This is a genomic window from Paenochrobactrum glaciei, from assembly GCF_039522165.1.
GTDB classification, from domain to species: domain Bacteria; phylum Pseudomonadota; class Alphaproteobacteria; order Rhizobiales; family Rhizobiaceae; genus Paenochrobactrum; species Paenochrobactrum glaciei.
In genome coordinates this window covers 1032920-1051482 of sequence record NZ_BAAADE010000001.1, presented here as the reverse complement: position 1 = coordinate 1051482, position 18563 = coordinate 1032920, and the positions used below count along the sequence as shown (strand labels likewise).

Annotated in this window: 16 protein-coding genes; 3 read left to right on the top strand and 13 right to left on the bottom strand. The window is 49.4% G+C overall.

Annotation, left to right across the window (positions count from 1 at the left end; genetic code table 11):
• Nucleotides 1–339: 339 nt before the first annotated feature.
• The 7 genes from rnhA to ABDZ76_RS04870 all read right to left on the bottom strand — a co-directional run bounded on the left by rnhA (nt 340) and on the right by ABDZ76_RS04870 (nt 9354).
• Complete coding sequence (gene rnhA / locus ABDZ76_RS04900) at nt 340–834, bottom strand: ribonuclease HI (protein WP_343802073.1); 495 nt, start codon at nt 832–834, stop codon at nt 340–342.
• Nucleotides 835–1301: 467 nt separating this feature from the next.
• Entirely contained in the window at nt 1302–1586 is a 285-nt protein-coding gene (locus ABDZ76_RS04895) for a hypothetical protein (protein WP_343802070.1), read from the bottom strand.
• A 497-nt stretch (nt 1587–2083) separates the two neighbouring features.
• On the bottom strand, nt 2084–2719 hold the full coding sequence (locus tag ABDZ76_RS04890; RefSeq protein WP_343802067.1) for a recombinase family protein: 636 nt from the start codon (nt 2717–2719) through the stop codon (nt 2084–2086).
• An 857-nt stretch (nt 2720–3576) separates the two neighbouring features.
• Complete coding sequence (locus tag ABDZ76_RS04885) at nt 3577–6396, bottom strand: DEAD/DEAH box helicase (protein WP_343802064.1); 2820 nt, start codon at nt 6394–6396, stop codon at nt 3577–3579.
• A complete protein-coding gene (locus ABDZ76_RS04880) occupies nt 6393–6950 on the bottom strand; it encodes a hypothetical protein (RefSeq protein ID WP_343802061.1) in 558 nt (185 codons plus the stop codon). The genes ABDZ76_RS04885 and ABDZ76_RS04880 overlap by 4 nt, the downstream gene beginning before the upstream one ends.
• 357 nt (nt 6951–7307) lie before the next feature.
• The gene (locus ABDZ76_RS04875; RefSeq protein ID WP_343802058.1) at nt 7308–8750 is read right to left on the bottom strand and encodes a tyrosine-type recombinase/integrase; all 1443 of its coding nucleotides are present in this window, start codon (nt 8748–8750) and stop codon (nt 7308–7310) included.
• 175 nt (nt 8751–8925) lie between these two features.
• Nucleotides 8926–9354: an Lrp/AsnC family transcriptional regulator gene (locus ABDZ76_RS04870; RefSeq protein WP_343802055.1), complete on the bottom strand. Its 429-nt coding sequence runs from the start codon at nt 9352–9354 to the stop codon at nt 8926–8928.
• Between the two features lie 122 nt (nt 9355–9476).
• Here ABDZ76_RS04870 and ABDZ76_RS04865 point away from each other — a divergent pair, with 122 nt between their 5' ends.
• Entirely contained in the window at nt 9477–10574 is a 1098-nt protein-coding gene (locus ABDZ76_RS04865) for a saccharopine dehydrogenase family protein (protein ID WP_343802052.1), read from the top strand.
• A gap of 132 nt (nt 10575–10706) precedes the next feature.
• Nucleotides 10707–11756: an aldo/keto reductase gene (locus tag ABDZ76_RS04860; protein WP_343803110.1), complete on the top strand. Its 1050-nt coding sequence runs from the start codon at nt 10707–10709 to the stop codon at nt 11754–11756.
• Between the two features lie 241 nt (nt 11757–11997).
• Here ABDZ76_RS04860 and ABDZ76_RS04855 read toward each other — a convergent pair whose 3' ends face one another.
• Together ABDZ76_RS04855 and ABDZ76_RS04850 are read right to left on the bottom strand one after the other, a co-directional pair.
• The gene (locus ABDZ76_RS04855) at nt 11998–12198 is read right to left on the bottom strand and encodes a hypothetical protein (RefSeq protein WP_343802049.1); all 201 of its coding nucleotides are present in this window, start codon (nt 12196–12198) and stop codon (nt 11998–12000) included.
• Between the two features lie 287 nt (nt 12199–12485).
• Nucleotides 12486–13592 (bottom strand): branched-chain amino acid ABC transporter substrate-binding protein, encoded by a 1107-nt coding sequence (locus ABDZ76_RS04850; protein ID WP_343802046.1) that lies wholly within the window; start codon nt 13590–13592, stop codon nt 12486–12488.
• A 523-nt stretch (nt 13593–14115) separates the two neighbouring features.
• Here ABDZ76_RS04850 and ABDZ76_RS04845 point away from each other — a divergent pair.
• Nucleotides 14116–14634, top strand: coding sequence for a transglutaminase-like cysteine peptidase (locus ABDZ76_RS04845; RefSeq protein ID WP_343803107.1), 519 nt, complete (start codon nt 14116–14118; stop codon nt 14632–14634).
• Nucleotides 14635–14644: 10 nt separating this feature from the next.
• Here ABDZ76_RS04845 and ABDZ76_RS04840 read toward each other — a convergent pair whose 3' ends face one another.
• The 4 genes from ABDZ76_RS04840 to pyrF all read right to left on the bottom strand — a co-directional run bounded on the left by ABDZ76_RS04840 (nt 14645) and on the right by pyrF (nt 18398).
• Nucleotides 14645–16174, bottom strand: a complete 1530-nt coding sequence (locus tag ABDZ76_RS04840) for a YifB family Mg chelatase-like AAA ATPase (RefSeq protein ID WP_343802043.1) — start codon at nt 16172–16174, stop codon at nt 14645–14647.
• A 91-nt stretch (nt 16175–16265) separates the two neighbouring features.
• Complete coding sequence (gshB, locus tag ABDZ76_RS04835; RefSeq protein ID WP_343802040.1) at nt 16266–17207, bottom strand: glutathione synthase; 942 nt, start codon at nt 17205–17207, stop codon at nt 16266–16268.
• Between the two features lie 101 nt (nt 17208–17308).
• Nucleotides 17309–17599 carry a DUF1330 domain-containing protein gene (locus ABDZ76_RS04830; protein ID WP_343802037.1) on the bottom strand — a complete coding sequence of 97 codons (291 nt, stop codon included), beginning with the start codon at nt 17597–17599 and terminating at the stop codon, nt 17309–17311.
• Nucleotides 17600–17699: 100 nt separating this feature from the next.
• Nucleotides 17700–18398: an orotidine-5'-phosphate decarboxylase gene (gene pyrF / locus ABDZ76_RS04825; protein ID WP_343802034.1), complete on the bottom strand. Its 699-nt coding sequence runs from the start codon at nt 18396–18398 to the stop codon at nt 17700–17702.
• Nucleotides 18399–18563: the final 165 nt, after the last annotated feature.

Genomic DNA, 18563 nt, shown 5'->3' with positions numbered 1-18563 from the left:
GATTACTCTGAAAAGAGTATTCTTGAAGATGGTTGGCCTTATTGGCATGAAAGCCATTTGAAGGTCTCCCCCCTCCTAAAACCTCCCCCCCCTATCCCCCCTTAGGTTACCTATAGGTTGTTGTTTAGTGTCACCTTTTGGTTGTCTTTGTTTTTCTTGGTCTTCTTCGAAGTCCTCTGTAGGTCTTAGGACACCACTAGAAACCGTTAGATCACCATCGCTTACCGCGACTCGATGCTGCCTAGTCAACCGTTAGGTGAGCTAGATGCGTATCTATCTGTAGGGTTCCCTACATCAAAGTGAAGCCCCCTGAGTTGAAATCAGGAGGCTATTTTCATGTCAGACTTGTGGAATAGCTGAAGTTGCTAGCGCATCAGCTTCTTCATTGTCGGGATCGCCATTGTGGCCGCGAACCCAGCTAAATGATAGTTTTGGGAAATGTGCAGTTAAGTCGTCAAGGATGTTCCAAAGATCGGCATTCATGACCGGCTTGGTGTCTGCCTTGCGCCAGCCGTTCCTTTTCCAGTTCTTAATCCACTTGGTAATCCCATTGATAACCAGCTGGCTGTCACTATGCAGCGTCATTGGTGTGTTCGCGTCAATATCGCTACGGCTGCTTACAACTTCTAGGGCGTAGATCGCAGCAGACAATTCCATGCGGTTGTTTGTCGTTACCTCACGCTGTCCGTAAGATAGGCGTAAACGCTCTCCTTTGGTTCCTTCATTCCAGAATTGAATGACTACACCTACGCCCCCAGGACCGGGGTTGCCGGTACATGCGCCGTCGGTGTGAATGGTAAGGTGGGTAGTTTGCTGGTTTTGTTTGGAAGTCATGCTTGGTCTTTCATTGGCATTAAATATTAGTGATCATCAGCGTTTCCGAAATAAAAACACATTATCTGTAGGGTAACCTGCTGAGTTTCTTGGGGGGGCGTTGGTTGGCCGTGATGGCGCTCAAGCACTGTGTCATTGAGATGTAGTCTTGAGTGTTGTCACATTGTGTCTGTTGGGTGCGACAAGGCCATCGTCAAACTCGGACGAGCCTAGGGTAAACATGTAAGTGGGAGGAAGGGGCTGCCCTAACTGAGCGCTTATGCTCTTGTTGGCTGCTTGTTTAATCGGTCGATTAGTTGAAGTGCGAGGTTGTTAAAACAGATTGAGGTGGACAGTTATGGATTGAAATATGTGTACTTGATCTGTCTTCAGTATGATTGAGTACGTTTTTGCCTCTCTACGGAAGGCGGCGGCGCTCACATAAATATGCAGGAGGCCGCCTAGTAAGCGCCGTAAAATGAGGGAGGTTAGTTCTTCGCGGGTAGTGACGTTAGTTGAGTGCCAAGACCTTCTAGAGTCCCTTTCGCTAACAGGAGCTCAATTTCTGGGCTGTCAAATGGCTCTCCATTTGCGATTTCAATTGCAGCTTGTTGAAAGTAATAGGCAGCTGCCCTTAAGTGGTTCAGTTTCTTTCTTCTAAAGTCATCAAATGGTTGTCCGTATGATGCAATGGCCTCTTCAATTCCTTCGTCAATTTCTTCGTTAATGAGTTCTAGGTCTGCAATTGCATGGTCGCAGTTAATCATAGTCATTACGTTCATTGTTCACCTTTTAAGTCGCTAGGAGTGTGTACGGAGTTGGTTATTTGGGTGGTTAATATTGTGATTAATAAGTTATATATCTGATGTATGGACGAGAGGGTTTATTGACGGAAATATAAAATGTCCGAATTGTTTTTATTATTAATATTCTTTGTATTTAAGCTTGAATTATTTTTTGTATTTTTATTTTCTTGAGTGTTTTGATATTATGTATTCGGCATAGATCATCGTGATCTTTCCTTTTTATTTATTTGTATTTATGGGTTTTTGTTTTTTTGCTTGTAATGGTGATATAGATGGTGAAATTTGATGCGTCAACCAAGAAAAGATCAATGTATTCAGTGTGATAGGTCTTGCTGTTGCCGCATTTATATTATTGTTCTCTGGGAGATTTAATGATTTCAGCAGGTTGTCACTTAGAGCGTGTAGGATTGTGCCCGTCATTGGTGACCAAAAAAAATGTTAAATATTTTTCGTTCATCTGTAGATTAGCGGGTATCCCACTTAGAAAGTGCTGCTTCTGCACTGGTTGGATCTGATTTGATTCTCAAGATGGTCTGCCTTGTTAGGCCTGTGATCTTAGAGATCGTTGTGGCTCCATCGCCTTTGCTAAGCATATCTACAACTGCTTGGTAAGTCTTACGATCGTAGCTGGGCTTCTTTCCCTTGTATTTAACTGGATTATCCTTTGCGGCCTCAATACCGGCTCGCTGAGCCTCTTTGGTGGCTTCTGCTTGGGATTGGGCTGTGGCTGCCATGAAGGCTATCAGTGCGTCTCTAATGGCTTGCTGGATAGGGTCAGAAGTCGCGCCGTCAAAGGTCATGTTGTTTATGACTGTACGGATGATTACGCCTTGGCGCATGAAGTGACGGATAGTGTCTGTTACGTCTTGATAATTACGACCAAGACGATCAACCCATCTGACGACAAGGACATCGCCTGAGCGCAGTTTGTCATACAGTCGCTTACCTTCAGCGCGGTCAGCAAGCTTGGTGCTTATGCCTGACACTCCATGATCTGCGATGACTTCATCAATTATAAACCCTGCGGCTTCCGCTTGGGTGCGCTGGTGGTCTAAATTTTGATCGGTAGTTGATACTCGGGCGTAGAGAATGGTGGACATAGCGGCCTCAGAAGGGTGTACGAATAGCTTGTGTCCGATGATTTGTCTGTACGAATAGGAAAGTCAACCCTATCGTACACCCATATCGTTACCTAACTGTCTGTACGATAGGGTATACCCTTGCGGATATTATTTGCCTAAGTGCCGATTAAGTGCGCCTATCGTATTGAAGAAATAAACTGCCCATGGCACCAGAGGTTTGGCCTGTAAACGCGTCTTACTAACAGGTCTGCGCGAGAAGGGGGTATAATAAGAGATGGACACCACGTTGTTACGAGAAACTTCACGCCGACTCGGAAGGACAGTATGGGCTTATGTCAGTAAGACACCTGAGCGTAAGTGGACGGCGACGGGTATTGGGATTGCCTTTGTGGCTTCTATTATCTTTGTGCCGCCAATCGGTATTGCAGCTTTTGGTGGGGCAATAGCGGGTTGGTGGATCGTGGTCGCTGTGGTGACGGTCATAGGTGCATTTGCTGGCAACCGTGTGGGCATTGAGATGGAACGACGGCAGGTCCTGCGTGGTAAGCATGAGGACCCAGCCGGGGGGGTAACGCTAGACAGCAATTGTTGAGTTTGGGCTCCACATTTTTTGTTAATTTTTAGTTGGACCTACCGGCATGAGTGGAGAACTTCTGGCAAAAATTCTCGGTTCATAGACTCGATCTGTATTGTCGATTCATAGATGGGCGCGAAATGTCTGCGCACAGTACTATAAAAGTCATCAATATATTCGCCGAAGGCTTTAATCAAATCAGTGCGTGACTGGAAACCAGTTGCCCGATCAGGTCTTCGGTTCAAGTGACAATCTTGGCGCCTAAACGCGGAAATTTGAGTTTTCTCGCCGCACTATAGGGTTACATTTCGACGTTCTCATCAGCCGCCTCCAAGTCTGTTACCCGCGAATTCTCGTATAGCGCAGCCTCACCTGTCCAATCCCGTGTGATGGCGTGTGCATTGCCCGAGATCGGGGCCAGATAGGAGCACGCTCTTAACATCCAAGGTAGAAAGACACCGAAGCCGTACTCTATCACCTCGACAAATTTATCGTACTGCCCTTCGACATAATCGTTTTCACTTTGGCCTTCGATCCAGACACGTGGATGTACCGCAGATTTGCTTTTCTGCGCCTTTTGCATTTCCACGAACATTTCTTCGTACTTGACCCGAGTGCGCCACTTAAGGCTCAGTTCTGACCACTCGTTGATGTCGAGATAGGATTTTTTTAGCGTTCCAGCTGCCAATTCCGCCAGAGTTAGGTTTCCCTGTTCCGGTAGGAACCCAACAGTTTTGATCAACTCCAAAGATAATAAATCAATATCCATTTGAGCGGGAAGGCTTGCCAGAAAGGTGACCAACTCATTTACCGTTGCGGCCGACAAGCCTGTCGCGTTCGCAGCTATGCCTTTCGGTGTTAGCCACATCGGGCTTGCGGCACGGGCAAACGGCTCGCTTTGGCTACTATCCAAAAGCTCGCGCCGGGCGTCCAGCAAAGCCGAAGACGCATCTTTCCCTATAAAGTGAGCGTAGGTTGATCGCGCAAAATGCTGGTCGATATTATCCACCATTGGATGTTCTGGGATCACTGCCATTAGCTGGGAAGAGATCGTTGCCTTTATTGCCTCACGCTCGTGCGGCGGGAGATTGTCGTTCCCAATGGTGCTCATAAGGGGCTGCGGTGCAGCTAGCAACTGGGTTTGCGCTTCACCGCGTACAGCTTCATGCGTGTACCGCAATGCACCTAGCAGATTATCAAATATAATCGTATCGCCCTCTACAAATTCACCCGCTCGCCCGCAACGCCCTGCGATGTTTCGGAAGAGAAGCGAGGGCATCGGACTTTGCTTTTCTTTGAAACCAGAGAGCCAATCGAACAGGATGGTGGTCCGAAAAGGAAGATCCACCCCTTCTGCCAAAGTCGTCGTTGCCGAGACAAACATGATTTCTCTTTGCCGAATTGCCTCTTCAATAAGTTTTCGAACACCCATCGGCAGGGATGCGTTATGATAGGTGACTCCTCGATTTAACAAGTACGATAGTCCTGAAAGATGCTTGTGCTCTCGATTAATTAATTCAATTATATCGATGATACACTGCGGCTGCACCGAACGAGGCACAATCGATGAGGCAAGCGTTTTAGCTAAGCCACGAGTATTCGCCTTCGTTCCGCATACAATCAGTATCGGACCACCCAGCAGTTGCCACATGAACCTCGCTAGATAGGCCACATTTGTGAAGGCTGCGGGAAGTTGAGAGCGGATTCCTTGGTAGGTGTCTGTCGCGTACATCGTTTTGGGCCACGGCAACACCTGCTCAACAAGCGTTTCATTCGGTTGACGGCCGTCCGGTCGAAGTGTGTCGTTGGCGTAAATCCATTCTAAACGGCCAGTATTGCGCCATATCGCAACACGACGCGCAGTAGGACGCCAATTATTATTTACGTTAACCGTGTCTGGTCCCAGCCACTTACACATCGCATCGACATTGCTCAGTACGGCAGATAGCAAAATCAATCTGAACTTGGCTCCAAACTGCTGTTGTAGGCGTAACCGGGTAATAAGCGCCTCTATTCGTGTGCCTCTCACTCCATTTTCAATGATATGCGCTTCATCAAATATTGCCACTCGCAAGCTGCTGTATAATGACCCAGTTCTTAGAAGAGCGTCGAGGCGCTCAGGCGTCGCAACAACGATTTCGCGATGAGCGGTTGGATCTATATAGCTATCCGCTTTAAACCCACCGAATAGTGCGTGAACCCTTGCCAACGTCCCAAAATGCCGACTGAGAGTGTCACGGACTTGATTGCCCAGTGCAATGTATGGAACGACATAAACCGCTAGACCAGGTCCCGCCTCTAAGGCGCGAGCGATAGCAAACTCTGCAAGCAGTGTTTTTCCGCCACTTGTTGGAACCGTTACAACAGCATTAGCGCCAGTATTCCCAAAATTGCTGTGTTCGAGAATTTGCTTCTGAGGCGGAAGAAAGCATGGCCTACCGTGATTATAAAGCGCCTCACCGAATGAGCGCATGAAGGCTGATGATCGGGTAAGCGCTCTGGCAACCGATAAATCGATGACGTGTTTCAATACTAGCCGTGCGTTAACTAGCAATGCCGTGTTGAATGGACCTGTTGCATTACCAATCAGCCCGGATAACAGGGGCATCAACTGCCCCTCATATACCGGATCTCCAGAATACAGAACATACGCCAAGTGCTCTAGAAATGATCGCAGCGAACCTCGAACGTTATCTATGGCCAGAAGTTCAGGAATAGTGGCTGGAGAGGTAACGGCAACCGACACAAACTCCGCATCCGAACCCATCTCTTCAAGTTTCATTCGCCTGATGATTGCTGCTGCCGATGGCAGATTGCCAGCCATTCCGAATGCTAATGCAGCGAGCAATTGTGTGCGACGGATGATGTCACTCTCTACCTCGCGCCTTGTCTGATTGTGCCCAATCACCTCTAAAATACGTGCTGCCGCAATTAATGGCTTTGCACTATCTTCGTTGTGAAGAGCTCCAGATTGCTCAATAATTGGAGCTCGCTGATAAGCACCCATGACGTTCTGAGCAATGGCGAGCATCTCACCCACAGAAAACGGCGCGAGATTTTGCCCCCGCAACATTGCGGCGGAGCTATTTTCGGCAGCGATATAATTGTCAGGGAGTTTCAATTTAGTCCCCGTGAAAGTCTAGTGAGCCGATCTATCAGGTCTTTCATTGCTATTGACCAAGGCGCGATTTGGCCGGGCGCCCAGCCGAGCGCCGTAATAGCCGCCTTAACAGCGATCATCTTGGGAACTGGCGCGGTTCCCGCTCTCTCATGAACCAATGTTGGAACCAAATTAACGCGAGTACACCGTGATGCAGTGGTTTCAGACAGCTGGCGAAGCCGGTCCGCGAGATCCGGCCTATTATCTGCATACTCCAATTTCCCCGCTACTCCCTGTAGTCGAGTGCTTAGGGTTAATGCGGGGTCCTCGTCAAATAACTTACGATAGTCGCCTATCAAGCTATCAGCATAACCTAGGTCGATGCCGCCAGTTGTTTTGACTTCCTGCAAATAGACGAGATCGTTTCGCGGATCGTTGCCGTCGAAATAGGCGTAGGTCAGGTCAAGCCCAGGACTTGAAATGTTCTGCAGTGGAGAAAAAACGTTCAAAGCGAAGACGTGTGTGTATGGAAATGCGTTATTGCGAGCTACGAAGAAAGCTACAAACTCACCCAAATTTCCCTGCCTTCTAGTCCCCAACGTTATGTGTGGAGCAAGAGGAGCGGTGACCTGCAGCAGAATTGCCAGCAAAGCATCATGCGCTGTCTGACAGTTTGGGATTCCTGTCCACAAGTCGATGCCGCTTATTGGATTGTTCTGAAAAATGTCGCACCCCCGGCCGTATCAAACACTACTGACACTTGCTATAGCGTCACATGAGCATCCTAACGTCAATAGCTTGCTGCACCTTACATCCCCTTCGTATAAAGTCTGCGCTGATTTCAACAGCGATAAAACACACCGGTGGTACGCTGACATTGACAAACTCGCCCCCCCAAAAAAAATGTAGGATTTTCATCGTTTTTTTCGAGTTCAGTCCTCTCTCGCATTCGGCAGCTTCACAGCTTCAACACAGCGTCGCCGTTGTTCATCCGACGTACCTCCTGAATAGACCTTGAACGTAATCGATCTGCGACCTTCCTCATGGCCAACGACTTGCGAGATGGTGCTCTCCGGCTGACCAGCGCGTTCTGCCTCTGTGACGAACCAGCGGCGGAATGAATGGAAGTTAACAAGGCTTCTGCGTCTATCTTCTCGCTTATCGTCTACGCCAAGCTTCTCGCGATAGTTGGCGAAGCGCTTACCGAAGATGTCACCGGGATCGCGCTCATGCGCTAATTCATGGAACAGCCAATCTTGTGGCTTCTTTCCTTCTGACCTGCGACGCACAATCTCAATTAGGTCTGGGTGAATAGGCACCTTTCTAGCGGCTGCGCTGGTCTTGCCTTGCTGAATATTGAAGAAACCTATGCCGTCTTGATCCAACGGGCACTCTTCAACCCACAAAGTGATAATCTCAGCAAGCCTCATGCCTGAAAGCGCAGATATACGCATCGCATCTTCAATTTGTTGCTGGAAGTCTTTGCGCATCCCTTTGGGAAACGCAGAATAAAGAAGTGTGCTGATTTCGTGTTCTGTGAAAGGCCGCTCTGTGATGTAGCTGCCGCGTTCAACTCGGCGCTTACGGGATTGAAGGGTTTGGTTTTCCCAAGGGTTTTGCCCTGTAACGTGGCCGCGAATGATCAGATAGTCCCAATACAGCTTGACGCTCCCCAAATGCTTCTTGGCTGTCGCAGGGTGAAGCGGGGAGATATTGTTTGTATAATAGCGACCTGCTGTAAGGCGGTCGATTTCAGGCAACTTCAAGCCTTCCTTATTAGCCCATCTCGTAAAAGTCTTGATCAGGTTGCGCCTTTCGTTGGTCGTCTTCGGTGCCAGATCGGCTTCTTTCAGGTATGCCTCGATATGATGATCGATGTCGACATGACCGTGAATGAGGTCTTGGAAGCGTTGTGCTTCCTTCGCGCCATGTTCACGAGTGATCGTTTCAACATCCTCTTCAATGAAGTCCATAGGCGATGAAACTTCTTCATCAAGAATATCAGCTTCGTTACGGTGGCTAATTCTGGCTGACCATGCACGTGGGTTCTTGCTGGCTTCCTCAATCTCTCCGCGCCATATCTCTGCTAGTTTTGCAATCTTATCTATTTTCGTGTTTTGCAGCTGGCCGTCCCGGGCTTGTGTAAACAGAAGATCAGTTTCACGCACAAGTTCATCACGGCGCTTGGCTGCTTCGCGCAAGTCGCTTGTTTCGAGATTAACAAGATAAGCAGTCTGATTGTTGAAACTGCTACGTATGGCTTTGGGAATTTCCCGCTTGAACCAGTATTTATAGCCGCGCTGATTAAGGTATTTCTTTGGAGATTTTGCCATTTCAGACCAACGTTTCAGACCAACTTTAGCCGGAATTATCATTGAAAATCAATAAGATCAATGGGTTGTTAGGATGTTGTGCAGCCCCCGCTTGGCTCCACCAAATTTTCCTCCTTATTTTATCTTGGATTTGACTATTATAATCAGCATATGCGTGCAGGTCATTTGCAATGCTTGCAAGTGCATATGAGATTACCGGTTGAGCGGTGATTAAATTTTAGCGTTCGATTCGCGTTGATAAAATAATCGACGACATGGTGCGCTCGACCCCTTCCAATGCGCCGATCTGATCCAGCACCTGATCCAGTTCGCCGATAGACGGGGCTTCAACGACCGCAGCCATGTCATAATGGCCGCTGACCGAATGGAGAGAGCGCACGGCCAGAATTGTGCGCAAGCGTGCTTCCACTTGCGGCGATAATTTTGGCAGGCATGTGAGCAGTACATGGGCGCGCACCAGATCTTTTTCGTAAGCTGGCGAAAGGCGCACCGTATAGCCTTCAATTGCACCGGATTTTTCCAGTCTTTCAAGGCGGCTTTGCACAGTTGTGCGCGATACACCTAACCGTCTTGCCAGATCGGTGGTGGAGGAGCGTGCATTTTCACGCAGTAATGCAATCAGGGTGTGATCGGCTTTTGTCAGCATAATGATAAAAGTTTACGTCAAATTGTTCAAATTGGCAACGTCATATCGTCGTATATGCAGCTACTATTTGCTTAAAATCTCTGCGATCCTGAACCCATATCAGGAATTCGAGGGAGATTGTCATGAAAGAAGTTGTTGTTGTCGGTGCGGGTAAAATTGGGGCAACCATTGCTGATCTTCTGAATGCGACGGGTGATTATACTGTCACAGTTATTGACCGCTCGCAGGCGCAGCTGGATGCATTGGAGGCCTCTAAAGGCATCAAGACCAGCATGATTGATATTGAAAATGCGGATGAGCTGAAAACAGTGCTGACCGGTAAATTTGCCGTTTTAAGTGCGGCACCTTTTCATCTTACCACCCGCATAGCGCAAGCGGCTGCCGATGCAGAGGTGCATTATCTTGATCTGACGGAAGATGTGGCCAGCACCCGTTTTGTGAAAGATCTGGCTAAAACCGCCAAGACCTGTTTCATCCCGCAATGTGGTCTGGCGCCTGGCTTCATCTCTATTGTGGCTTATGATCTGGCCAGCCATTTTGACACGCTGGACACTGTGCGTATGCGGGTTGGTGCCTTGCCGCAATATCCATCCAATGCGCTCAACTATAATCTGACATGGAGCACAGATGGCGTTATCAACGAATATTGTGAGCCATGTGAGGCGATTGTCGACGGCGAGCTGACAGAGGTTCCGGCGCTGGAAGAGCGTGAGGAGTTTTCGCTGGATGGGGTGACCTATGAAGCTTTCAATACGTCCGGCGGGCTTGGCACTTTATGCGAAACCCTGAAAGGTAAAGTGCGCACGCTCAATTACCGCACGATTCGCTATCCCGGCCATGCGGCGATTATGAAAGCGCTGCTCAATGATTTGGGGCTGCGCGATCGTCGTGACGTGCTTAAAGATATTTTTGAAAATGCGCTGCCTTCTACTTTACAGGACGTAGTGGTGATTTTTGTGACCGTGAGCGGTCGTAAAAATGGCCGTCTGGTGCAGGAAACCTATGCCAATAAGGTTTATGCCCGTGCGATTGGTGATGTGGTGCGCAGCGGTATTCAAATCACCACGGCTTCGGCTATTTGCGCTGTCCTCGACATGCTGGCCGATGGTCATCTGCCGCAAAAAGGTTTTGTGAAACAAGAAGAAATTGCCTTGAGCAAGTTTTTAGAAAACCGCTTTGGCAAAGCCTATGCGCAGACCGACCATCATCACGGTTGCTGAGTGAAAATAGCAGGCAGCGTTTAGCTTCAAGCGCTGCCTGTTGTAAAAAATGATATTGAGTGTAGCGCCTGATTGTTTTGCACGTTACATCTTGGGGCGAGATTTGAACTTCCAGGGAATGTAACTTTGAAAATGAAGCAACTGGGTCGTACAGACCTGCAAGTGACCGAAATTTGTTTGGGTACGATGACATGGGGTGCTCAAAACAGTGAAGCAGATGCGCATGCCCAGTTAGATTATGCGCTTGAGCAAGGTATTAATTTTATTGATACAGCCGAAGGTTATGCCGTGCCGATGTCGGCGGAAAGCTTTGGTAAGACCGAAAATCATATCGGTAGCTGGTTTAAAAAGTCCGGTGCGCGTGACAAGATTATTTTAGCCTCTAAAATTTCCGGCGGTGGCCGGCAAAAGTGGATCCGCGATGGTGCAGCACCAACCCGCCAGAATATTCGCGAAGCGGTAGAGGCAAGCCTGCGCCGCTTGCAGACGGATTATATCGATCTTTATCAAATTCACTGGCCGAGCCGTCCGAATTTTCATTTTGGCGCAGCATGGAATTATGATGCTTATTCGGATGATCCGGCGCATTCGACCGAAAGCGTGCTGGAGCGCATGGCTGATGCGCTTGAAGGGCTCAATGATATGGTGAAAGAGGGAAAAATCCGTCACACGGGTCTTTCCAACGAAACCGCATGGGGCGTGATGCAGTGGCAGCGTTTGGCGCGTGAAGCGGGCTTTGCGCCGTTGGTCAGCATTCAAAATGAATATGGCCTGTTGCAGCGTCATTTCGATTATGATCTGGCAGAAGTTGCCCGTCACGAGAAGGTGGGCTTGCTGGCTTATTCGCCGCTTGCTGCCGGTGTGCTGACCGGTAAATATCTGGATGGCGCTATGCCGGCAGGTGCGCGTGGCACTGTCGCTATTGATGGCTTCTGGCGTAACAATGAACATGCTTCAAAAGCCGTGCGGGAATATTGTGCTGTTGCTGATAAGCATGGGCTTGATATTGCCCAGATGGCACTGGCCTTTGCTTTGAGCCGCCCGTTTATGACAGCGGTTATTATCGGTGCAACATCAATGGATCAGCTCAAGAGCAATATTGCGGCCAGTGAGCTTCGTTTAAGCGATGACGTTTTGAGTGATATTGCGCGCGTTTATCGTGATTATCCGCGCCCGCTTTAAAACGGGTGCGTGGAGGCCATAATTTCACAGGCCTTAAAATGCGAAAAAGGTCGGGGTTTCCCCGACCTTCCGCTGCTTATTTCACTCGAATGCCAGTACTTCCGTGGTCATGAGCGAAATAATCTCTGATCTGTCATTATCTATAGAGCGTCATCATTACAGATTAATGACAGGTCTTAAACTGTCAGAACTTTCAATGCTGCAAAGTCCCAATATTGCAAAGTGAATGTCCGGCGCCAGATCAGGCAGCCATGTGAACTTCTTCCATGCTGATATTGTTATAGGCGTAAATATCGCACAAGCATTCATGCATCAGATCAAGATCAACCGGACCAATACGGCTTAATACTGTGTCCAGCTCGTCCGGCTCGACGCCTTGATTAAGGAGCTCAACCAGAGCTTCAATCAAAACCGTTTTATCATCAAATCTATAGCGCTGCATGATGCTCGCCCTCATATATCCGCTCAAATCCCTGACATTAAAATTATGGCAGGATGGTTAAAGCGGAGTTAATCCCGGTGAATAAATACCGCATTCACGCGGCCAGAGTATTAGCAGGTATAAAAGCTTTTATAGTCTGAGTTTTGGGGTGTTCGCTCGTGTTGTCAAACTGTTTTAAGTATTAATTAAAAATAAAAGGCGCTTCTTTTAGAAAGCGCCTTTTATTTTGTTTAACTGTGCAAATTAATTCTTGGTTTTCAGCAGATTACAAGAATTAAAGGCAGGTTTTAGTCGAGGTCGGCAATCTTGCCATCAACCCACTTGTAAAGTGAGAAGCTTGGTGAAGTCAGATCGCCTGTTTCGCCATAGCTGAGCTTGCCGATTGAGGTTGCAATCTGGTCACCGCTTTTAATGGCTTTATTAACGGCATCAGCGTCGTCTGCCTTACCGGCTTTAGCAATACCAGCGGCCAGAACTTCCACGGCTGCATAAGCATTCATGGTGAAGGCTTCTGCCGGAATGTTTTTTGCAGCCAGCGCTGCAGCAGCGGCTTTGGAATCTTCATTCTTCATTGCGTCTGCGGCATTGGTGAAGATGGTATTATCGGCATAGCTGCCACCGATAGCCCAATATTCAGTGTTGGAAAGACCTTCACCGCCCAGAATGGTAACATTCACGCCGGCATCTTTGAGCTGGCGGGAAAGCAGGCCGCTTTCAGTATGGTAACCACCAATATAAACAACCTCTGCGCCAGCTGCTTTCAGCTTGGTGACGAGAGCGCTATAGTCTTTTTCGCCAGGTGTTACGGCATCATAATGCACTTCGGTCATGCCGCCTTTGTTGATGGCGCTTTTGAACGCATCAGCAAGACCTTTACCGTAAGCTGCCTTATCGTGAACGATGGCAACTTTTTTGTCTTTCATGTTGGCGACAACATAATCAGCCATCACGTCGGCCTGCTGGTCATCACGGCCGCAGGTACGCAGAATATAATCAAGACCACGATTGGTCAGGTCCGGGCCGGTTGCGGTCGGGGTAACCATTACAACGCCGTTTTCAGATAAAGCGTCCGATACAGGCATGGTTACGCCGGTGGTGACAGGGCCAACAACAAATTTAACACCGTCGGCGATGATCTGGTTGGCAGCCGAAACACCCTGCTTTGGCTCACCGGCATCATCGATGACTTTTAGGACGAGTTTTTCACCAAGCACACCGCCATTTTTGTTGATTTCTTCAACAGCAGTTTCAGCACCGTTTTTAACTTGCTCACCAAAAGCGGCCACAGGGCCTGTCAGTGGTGCAATCAAGCCGATGGTGATGTCTGCATAGGCTGCGCTGGCAAAACCCAGGCTGGCGGCAAATACTACGCCTGACAGAAGCTTGAATTTCATTCTACTCTCCTTAATCGGGATCAATCCCTTATGTCTTTTCTTGCAACTGCCGAGCTTTCTGAGCGACGATCAGTTGTTTCCCCCGCAATTACCAAATGCTGTCATAGCAGCTTTTATAAAAGCCTGAGTTTAATGGCAGGAACGGCCTGTTCCCTTAATCTAATTACAAAGCACTTCTCTAATTTGATTGCAATAGTCTGTTTGTAGGGGGTGCTGCGCAATAAAATTATTATTGCGCGTTGTCCGGCCTAGGCGGTTTTTGCGTATTTTATGCCGAGAACCGCTCTGATTGCAGAAAATTGAGGGCTTGTGGTTGTTAACCAATTTTTAAGAAGTTCGGGGCGGAAAGCTTTCTACGAATTGACTCTTACGCCTGTCTATCATTAACGTTTTGTTAATGTTTTGACCCGCGGCAAAGGCGTTGAGTATGTTTCCCGTGTTTAAAAAAGTTTCAGTTGGTGTTTTAAGTGCAGTTGCCGCCTTCGGCATCTTTGCCTCAACTGCCGCTGCATCGGGCGAATTTATGATCACCGGTGGTCTGACATCACAGCCAATCGGCCATTATGAATTCTGCAAACGTGAAAGTGCTGAATGCGGTATCCGCAACAAAAGCATGGCACCGCTGAAGCTTGATCAGCAGATCTGGAACAAGATTGTGCAGGTCAATCTTTCCGTTAATGACCGCATCCAGCCGATGACCGATATGGAAATTTATGGTCAGGAAGAATATTGGGCCTATCCAACCACCGTTGGTGATTGTGAGGATTATGTTTTGCTCAAGCAGCGCGAGCTGGCACAGGCAGGCATTTCACTGTCTCATATGCTGATTACCGTTGTGCGTAAGCCTGATGGCGAAGGCCATGCGGTTTTAACATTGCGCACAGATCGCGGCGATTTCATCCTTGATAATCTGACCGATGAAATTTTGAACTGGCAGGCAACCGACTACACTTATCTGAAGCGCCAGTCCGACCAAAACACCGGCCAGTGGGTTTCGATTGAAACACCAAGCAATCTGGTTGTCGGTTCGGTTCGCCGTTAAAAAACTATCTTTAAGCAGATAATAATCGTTCCGCACCCATGCGGTAGGAAATGGCTTCGGCCAGATGTTTGGCGCTGATATTTTCTTGCGCCTCCAGATCGGCAAGTGTGCGCGCCACTTTTAAAATACGATGATAGGCGCGGGCAGAAAATTGCATGGCCTTGCTGGCACTATGCAAAAGCTGCAAGCCTGCCTGATCCGGCACGGCAATCTTTTCCACCAAGGCGGTCGGGCAACTGGCATTGGTCATAAAACTATCAAGACCTAAACTCAGATAGCGCTGTTGTTGAATTTGACGCGCACCGGCTACGCGCGCCGCAATCACTGCACTGCTTTCGCCAGTGGCGGGTTGTATCAGATCAAGCGCTGAAACCGCTGCCACATCCACCCGCAGGTCAATACGGTCAATCAAGGGGCCGGAAATCCGCGCCTGATAATCGGTCTGGCAGCGCGGACCTCTGGCGCAGGTGTGTCCCGGTTCGCCTGCCATGCCGCAACGACAGGGGTTCATGGCGGCGATCAGCTGAAAGCGTGCCGGATATTGGGTGCGATGCTGCACACGCGCGATAATGACTTCACCCGATTCTAATGGCTGGCGCAGAGAATCGAGCACTTGCGGGCTATATTCCGGCAATTCATCCAGAAACAACACGCCATTATGGGCAAGCGATACTTCCCCCGGTTTGGCGCGATGGCCGCCACCAACCATTGCCGCCATGGAGGCGGAATGATGGGGCGCACGAAACGGGCGCTGGTCGGAGAGGCGGCCACCGGTAAGCTCTCCGGCAATAGAGGCAATCATCGAAACATCAAGCAGTTCACGCGGTGAAAGCGGCGGCAGTATTGTCGGCAATCTTTGCGCGAGCATTGATTTGCCTGAACCCGGAGGGCCAACCATCAGCAAATTATGGCTACCGGCAGCTGCAACTTCAAGCGCGCGTTTAGCGGTTTCCTGTCCCTTGATGTCCGCCAGATCAAGCGAGGAGGAAAGGCTTAAATGTTTGGCGGGTTCTGGACGGGAGAGAACCTGCGTTCCTTTGAAATGATTGGCGAGTGCAATCAGGCTGCGTGGTGCCAGAATATCAATGTCTGCTCCTGCCCATGCAGCTTCTGCTCCGCACGCATTAGGGCAGATCAGCCCTTTATTTTGCCGGTTGGCTCCCATCGCAGCGGGAAGCACACCTGCAACCGCGGTGATGGAGCCATCAAGGGATAATTCGCCAAGTACCACATATTCCTGAAGCACATCTTGCGGAATAGCGCCAATGGCTGCCATCAGTCCCATGGCAATCGGCAGATCGTAATGCGAGCCTTCTTTGGGCAAATCGGCAGGTGCCAGATTGATGGTGACGCGTTTGGCAGGCAGGGACAAGCCGCAGGCATGAAGCGCTGCCTGCACACGCTCGCGGCTTTCAGCAACCGCTTTATCGGGCAGGCCGACAATGGAAATGCCCATCTTGCCCGGAGCGACCATGATTTGCACATCAACAGGAACGGCATCAATGCCTTGAAATGCGACCGTACCTACACGTGAAATCATAAAAGCCCTCCCGACTAATATAATAAGGGCCGCGATTATCATCGCAGCCCTTACGAATAGATCATGTCAAAGAGAGTGCTTCAATAGGAATTTAGTTACGCTTGGCTTCCACCGCATCCCAGAAAAGGGCTGCTACATCAGCACCGCCAAAGCGTTTAATTTCACGCAAACCTGTCGGCGAGGTCACATTGATTTCGGTCATGTAATCGCCGATCACATCAATACCGACGAGAATAAAGCCGCGCTCTTTCAGTGACGGGCCAATGCGGGCGCAAATTTCCTGTTCGCGCGCAGTCAGTTCGGTGGCTTCTGCACGGCCGCCCACATGCATGTTGGAGCGGGCATCACTTTCAGCCGGTACGCGGTTGATCGCGCCAACGGGTTCACCGTCAATCAGGATAATGCGCTTGTCACCGGCACGAACATCTTTCAGATAACGCTGTGCAATAAATGGCTCGCGATACATCTGCTCGAACATTTCCAGCAGCGATGTCAGATTGCGGTCGTCGGTGGTGAGGTGGAAAACGCCGGCGCCACCATTGCCGTAAAGCGGCTTGATAATGATGTCGCCATATTGTTTGCGAAATTCCAGCACTTCCTGAATATCTTTGGTAATCAGCGTTTCCGGCATCAAGTCCGGAAATTCTGTGACGAAGATTTTTTCAGGGCTGTTGCGCACCCATGCCGGATCGTTGACCACCAGTGTTTTCGGGTGGATACGCTCAAGCAAATGCGTGGTGGTAATGTAATTCATATCGAATGGCGGATCTTGGCGCAGTAGCACCACATCCATTTCCGACAAGTCACGACGTTCCGGCTCGCCTAAGGTGTAATGGTCGCCTTTGACATCGCGGACTTCGAGTTTTTCAAGGCGGGCTGTCACCACACCGTCGCGCATTGAAAGGCGGTCAGGGGTGTAGTGATAAAGCTCGTGGCCGCGCGCCTGTGCTTCCAGACAAAGCGCGAAAGTAGTGTCCCCTGTAATATTGATCGTGCTGATATGGTCCATCTGAACTGCAATCTTCAAGGCCATGGTCTCCTAAGGGCGTTCGCGTTTGTCATTTAAGTGTTTATGGCAAATAGGATATCCGCCCTCAAGTTCAAGTGAAGGCGAGAGCGGATATAGAGTTTATTTTAAACGGCTGCTTCCACCAGTACAATCTCGCCGTCGGCAACGGTTTGGCGGATGGCCTGTGCTGCCTGATATTCCGGCGAGTTGAAGCAATCGAGCGCGTGCTGCATTGATTCAAATTCGATAATCACGTTGCGGGCACGGCATTTGCCTTCAACCAATTCGGCTCTGCCGCCGCGGGCAAGAAACTTGGCGCCGTAGCGTTCAAAGGCTGGCTTGGCGGTCGAAACGTAATCCTTGTAACGCTCCGGATCCTTAACATCGACTCGTGCAATCCAATAAGCTTTGGTCATATGATCAATCTCCTCCTGATGATTAAGATGAAACTTTAAGCTTTTCAAAAACCTGCCCGCAATGCGGCATTCAGACTTTGGCTTTATACTTTAGGGGTGATTAGCTTGCGGCCATTTCGGCGAGGATTTTCTCCGCCGCTTCCCGTCTGTCCGGTGCTGCAATAATCGGGCGTGCGACAACCAGATGGCTGGCACCGGCTTTAAGAGCATCGGACGGGGTCATGACACGCTTCTGGTCACCAAGCTCTGCGCCTTGCGGGCGGATGCCGGGGGTGACGATTGCCAGATCATTGCCAACAATCTGGCGAATGGCGGCGGCTTCTGCGGCTGAGGCCACTACGCCGCCCATACCGGCTTCACGCGCTTGGGCTGCACGACGCAGCACCAGTGTCTGTGCATCATCTTTATAGCCGGCTTCGACGAGGTCGGCATTATCCATGGAGGTGAGAACCGTGACACCAAGCAAGCAAAGACCGGAGCCTTTAGCCGCCTCAACGCCTGCGCGCATCGCTTTAGGATAAGCATGCAATGTCAGCATGGATACGCCCATTTTAGCGATATTTTCCACGCCTTTGGCCACCGTATTATCGATGTCCAGCAGTTTCATATCCAGAAATACTTGTTTCTTGGCTGCAATCAAGGTGCGGACAAAATCCAACCCACCGGCAAATACCAATTGGTGACCGACTTTGTAGAAGGAAACCGTGTCGCCTAATTCATGAACGACTTGCTCTGCGTCTTTAACCGTCGGCACATCAAGCCCGACAATGAGACGGCTGCGTACATCTTCCACAGTCATGTCATTTTACCCTTTTATCTTTTCACAAACAGACTGTTATTGGCACAAACATCGGTGTTGTGAAAGTCTATAAACGCATGAGAGCGCCGCGTGCCGGTTTTGGCACGCAAAGGACGCTCTCACAGCTTAAAATGACAGCGCCGCGTGCCGGTTTTGGCAAGTAAT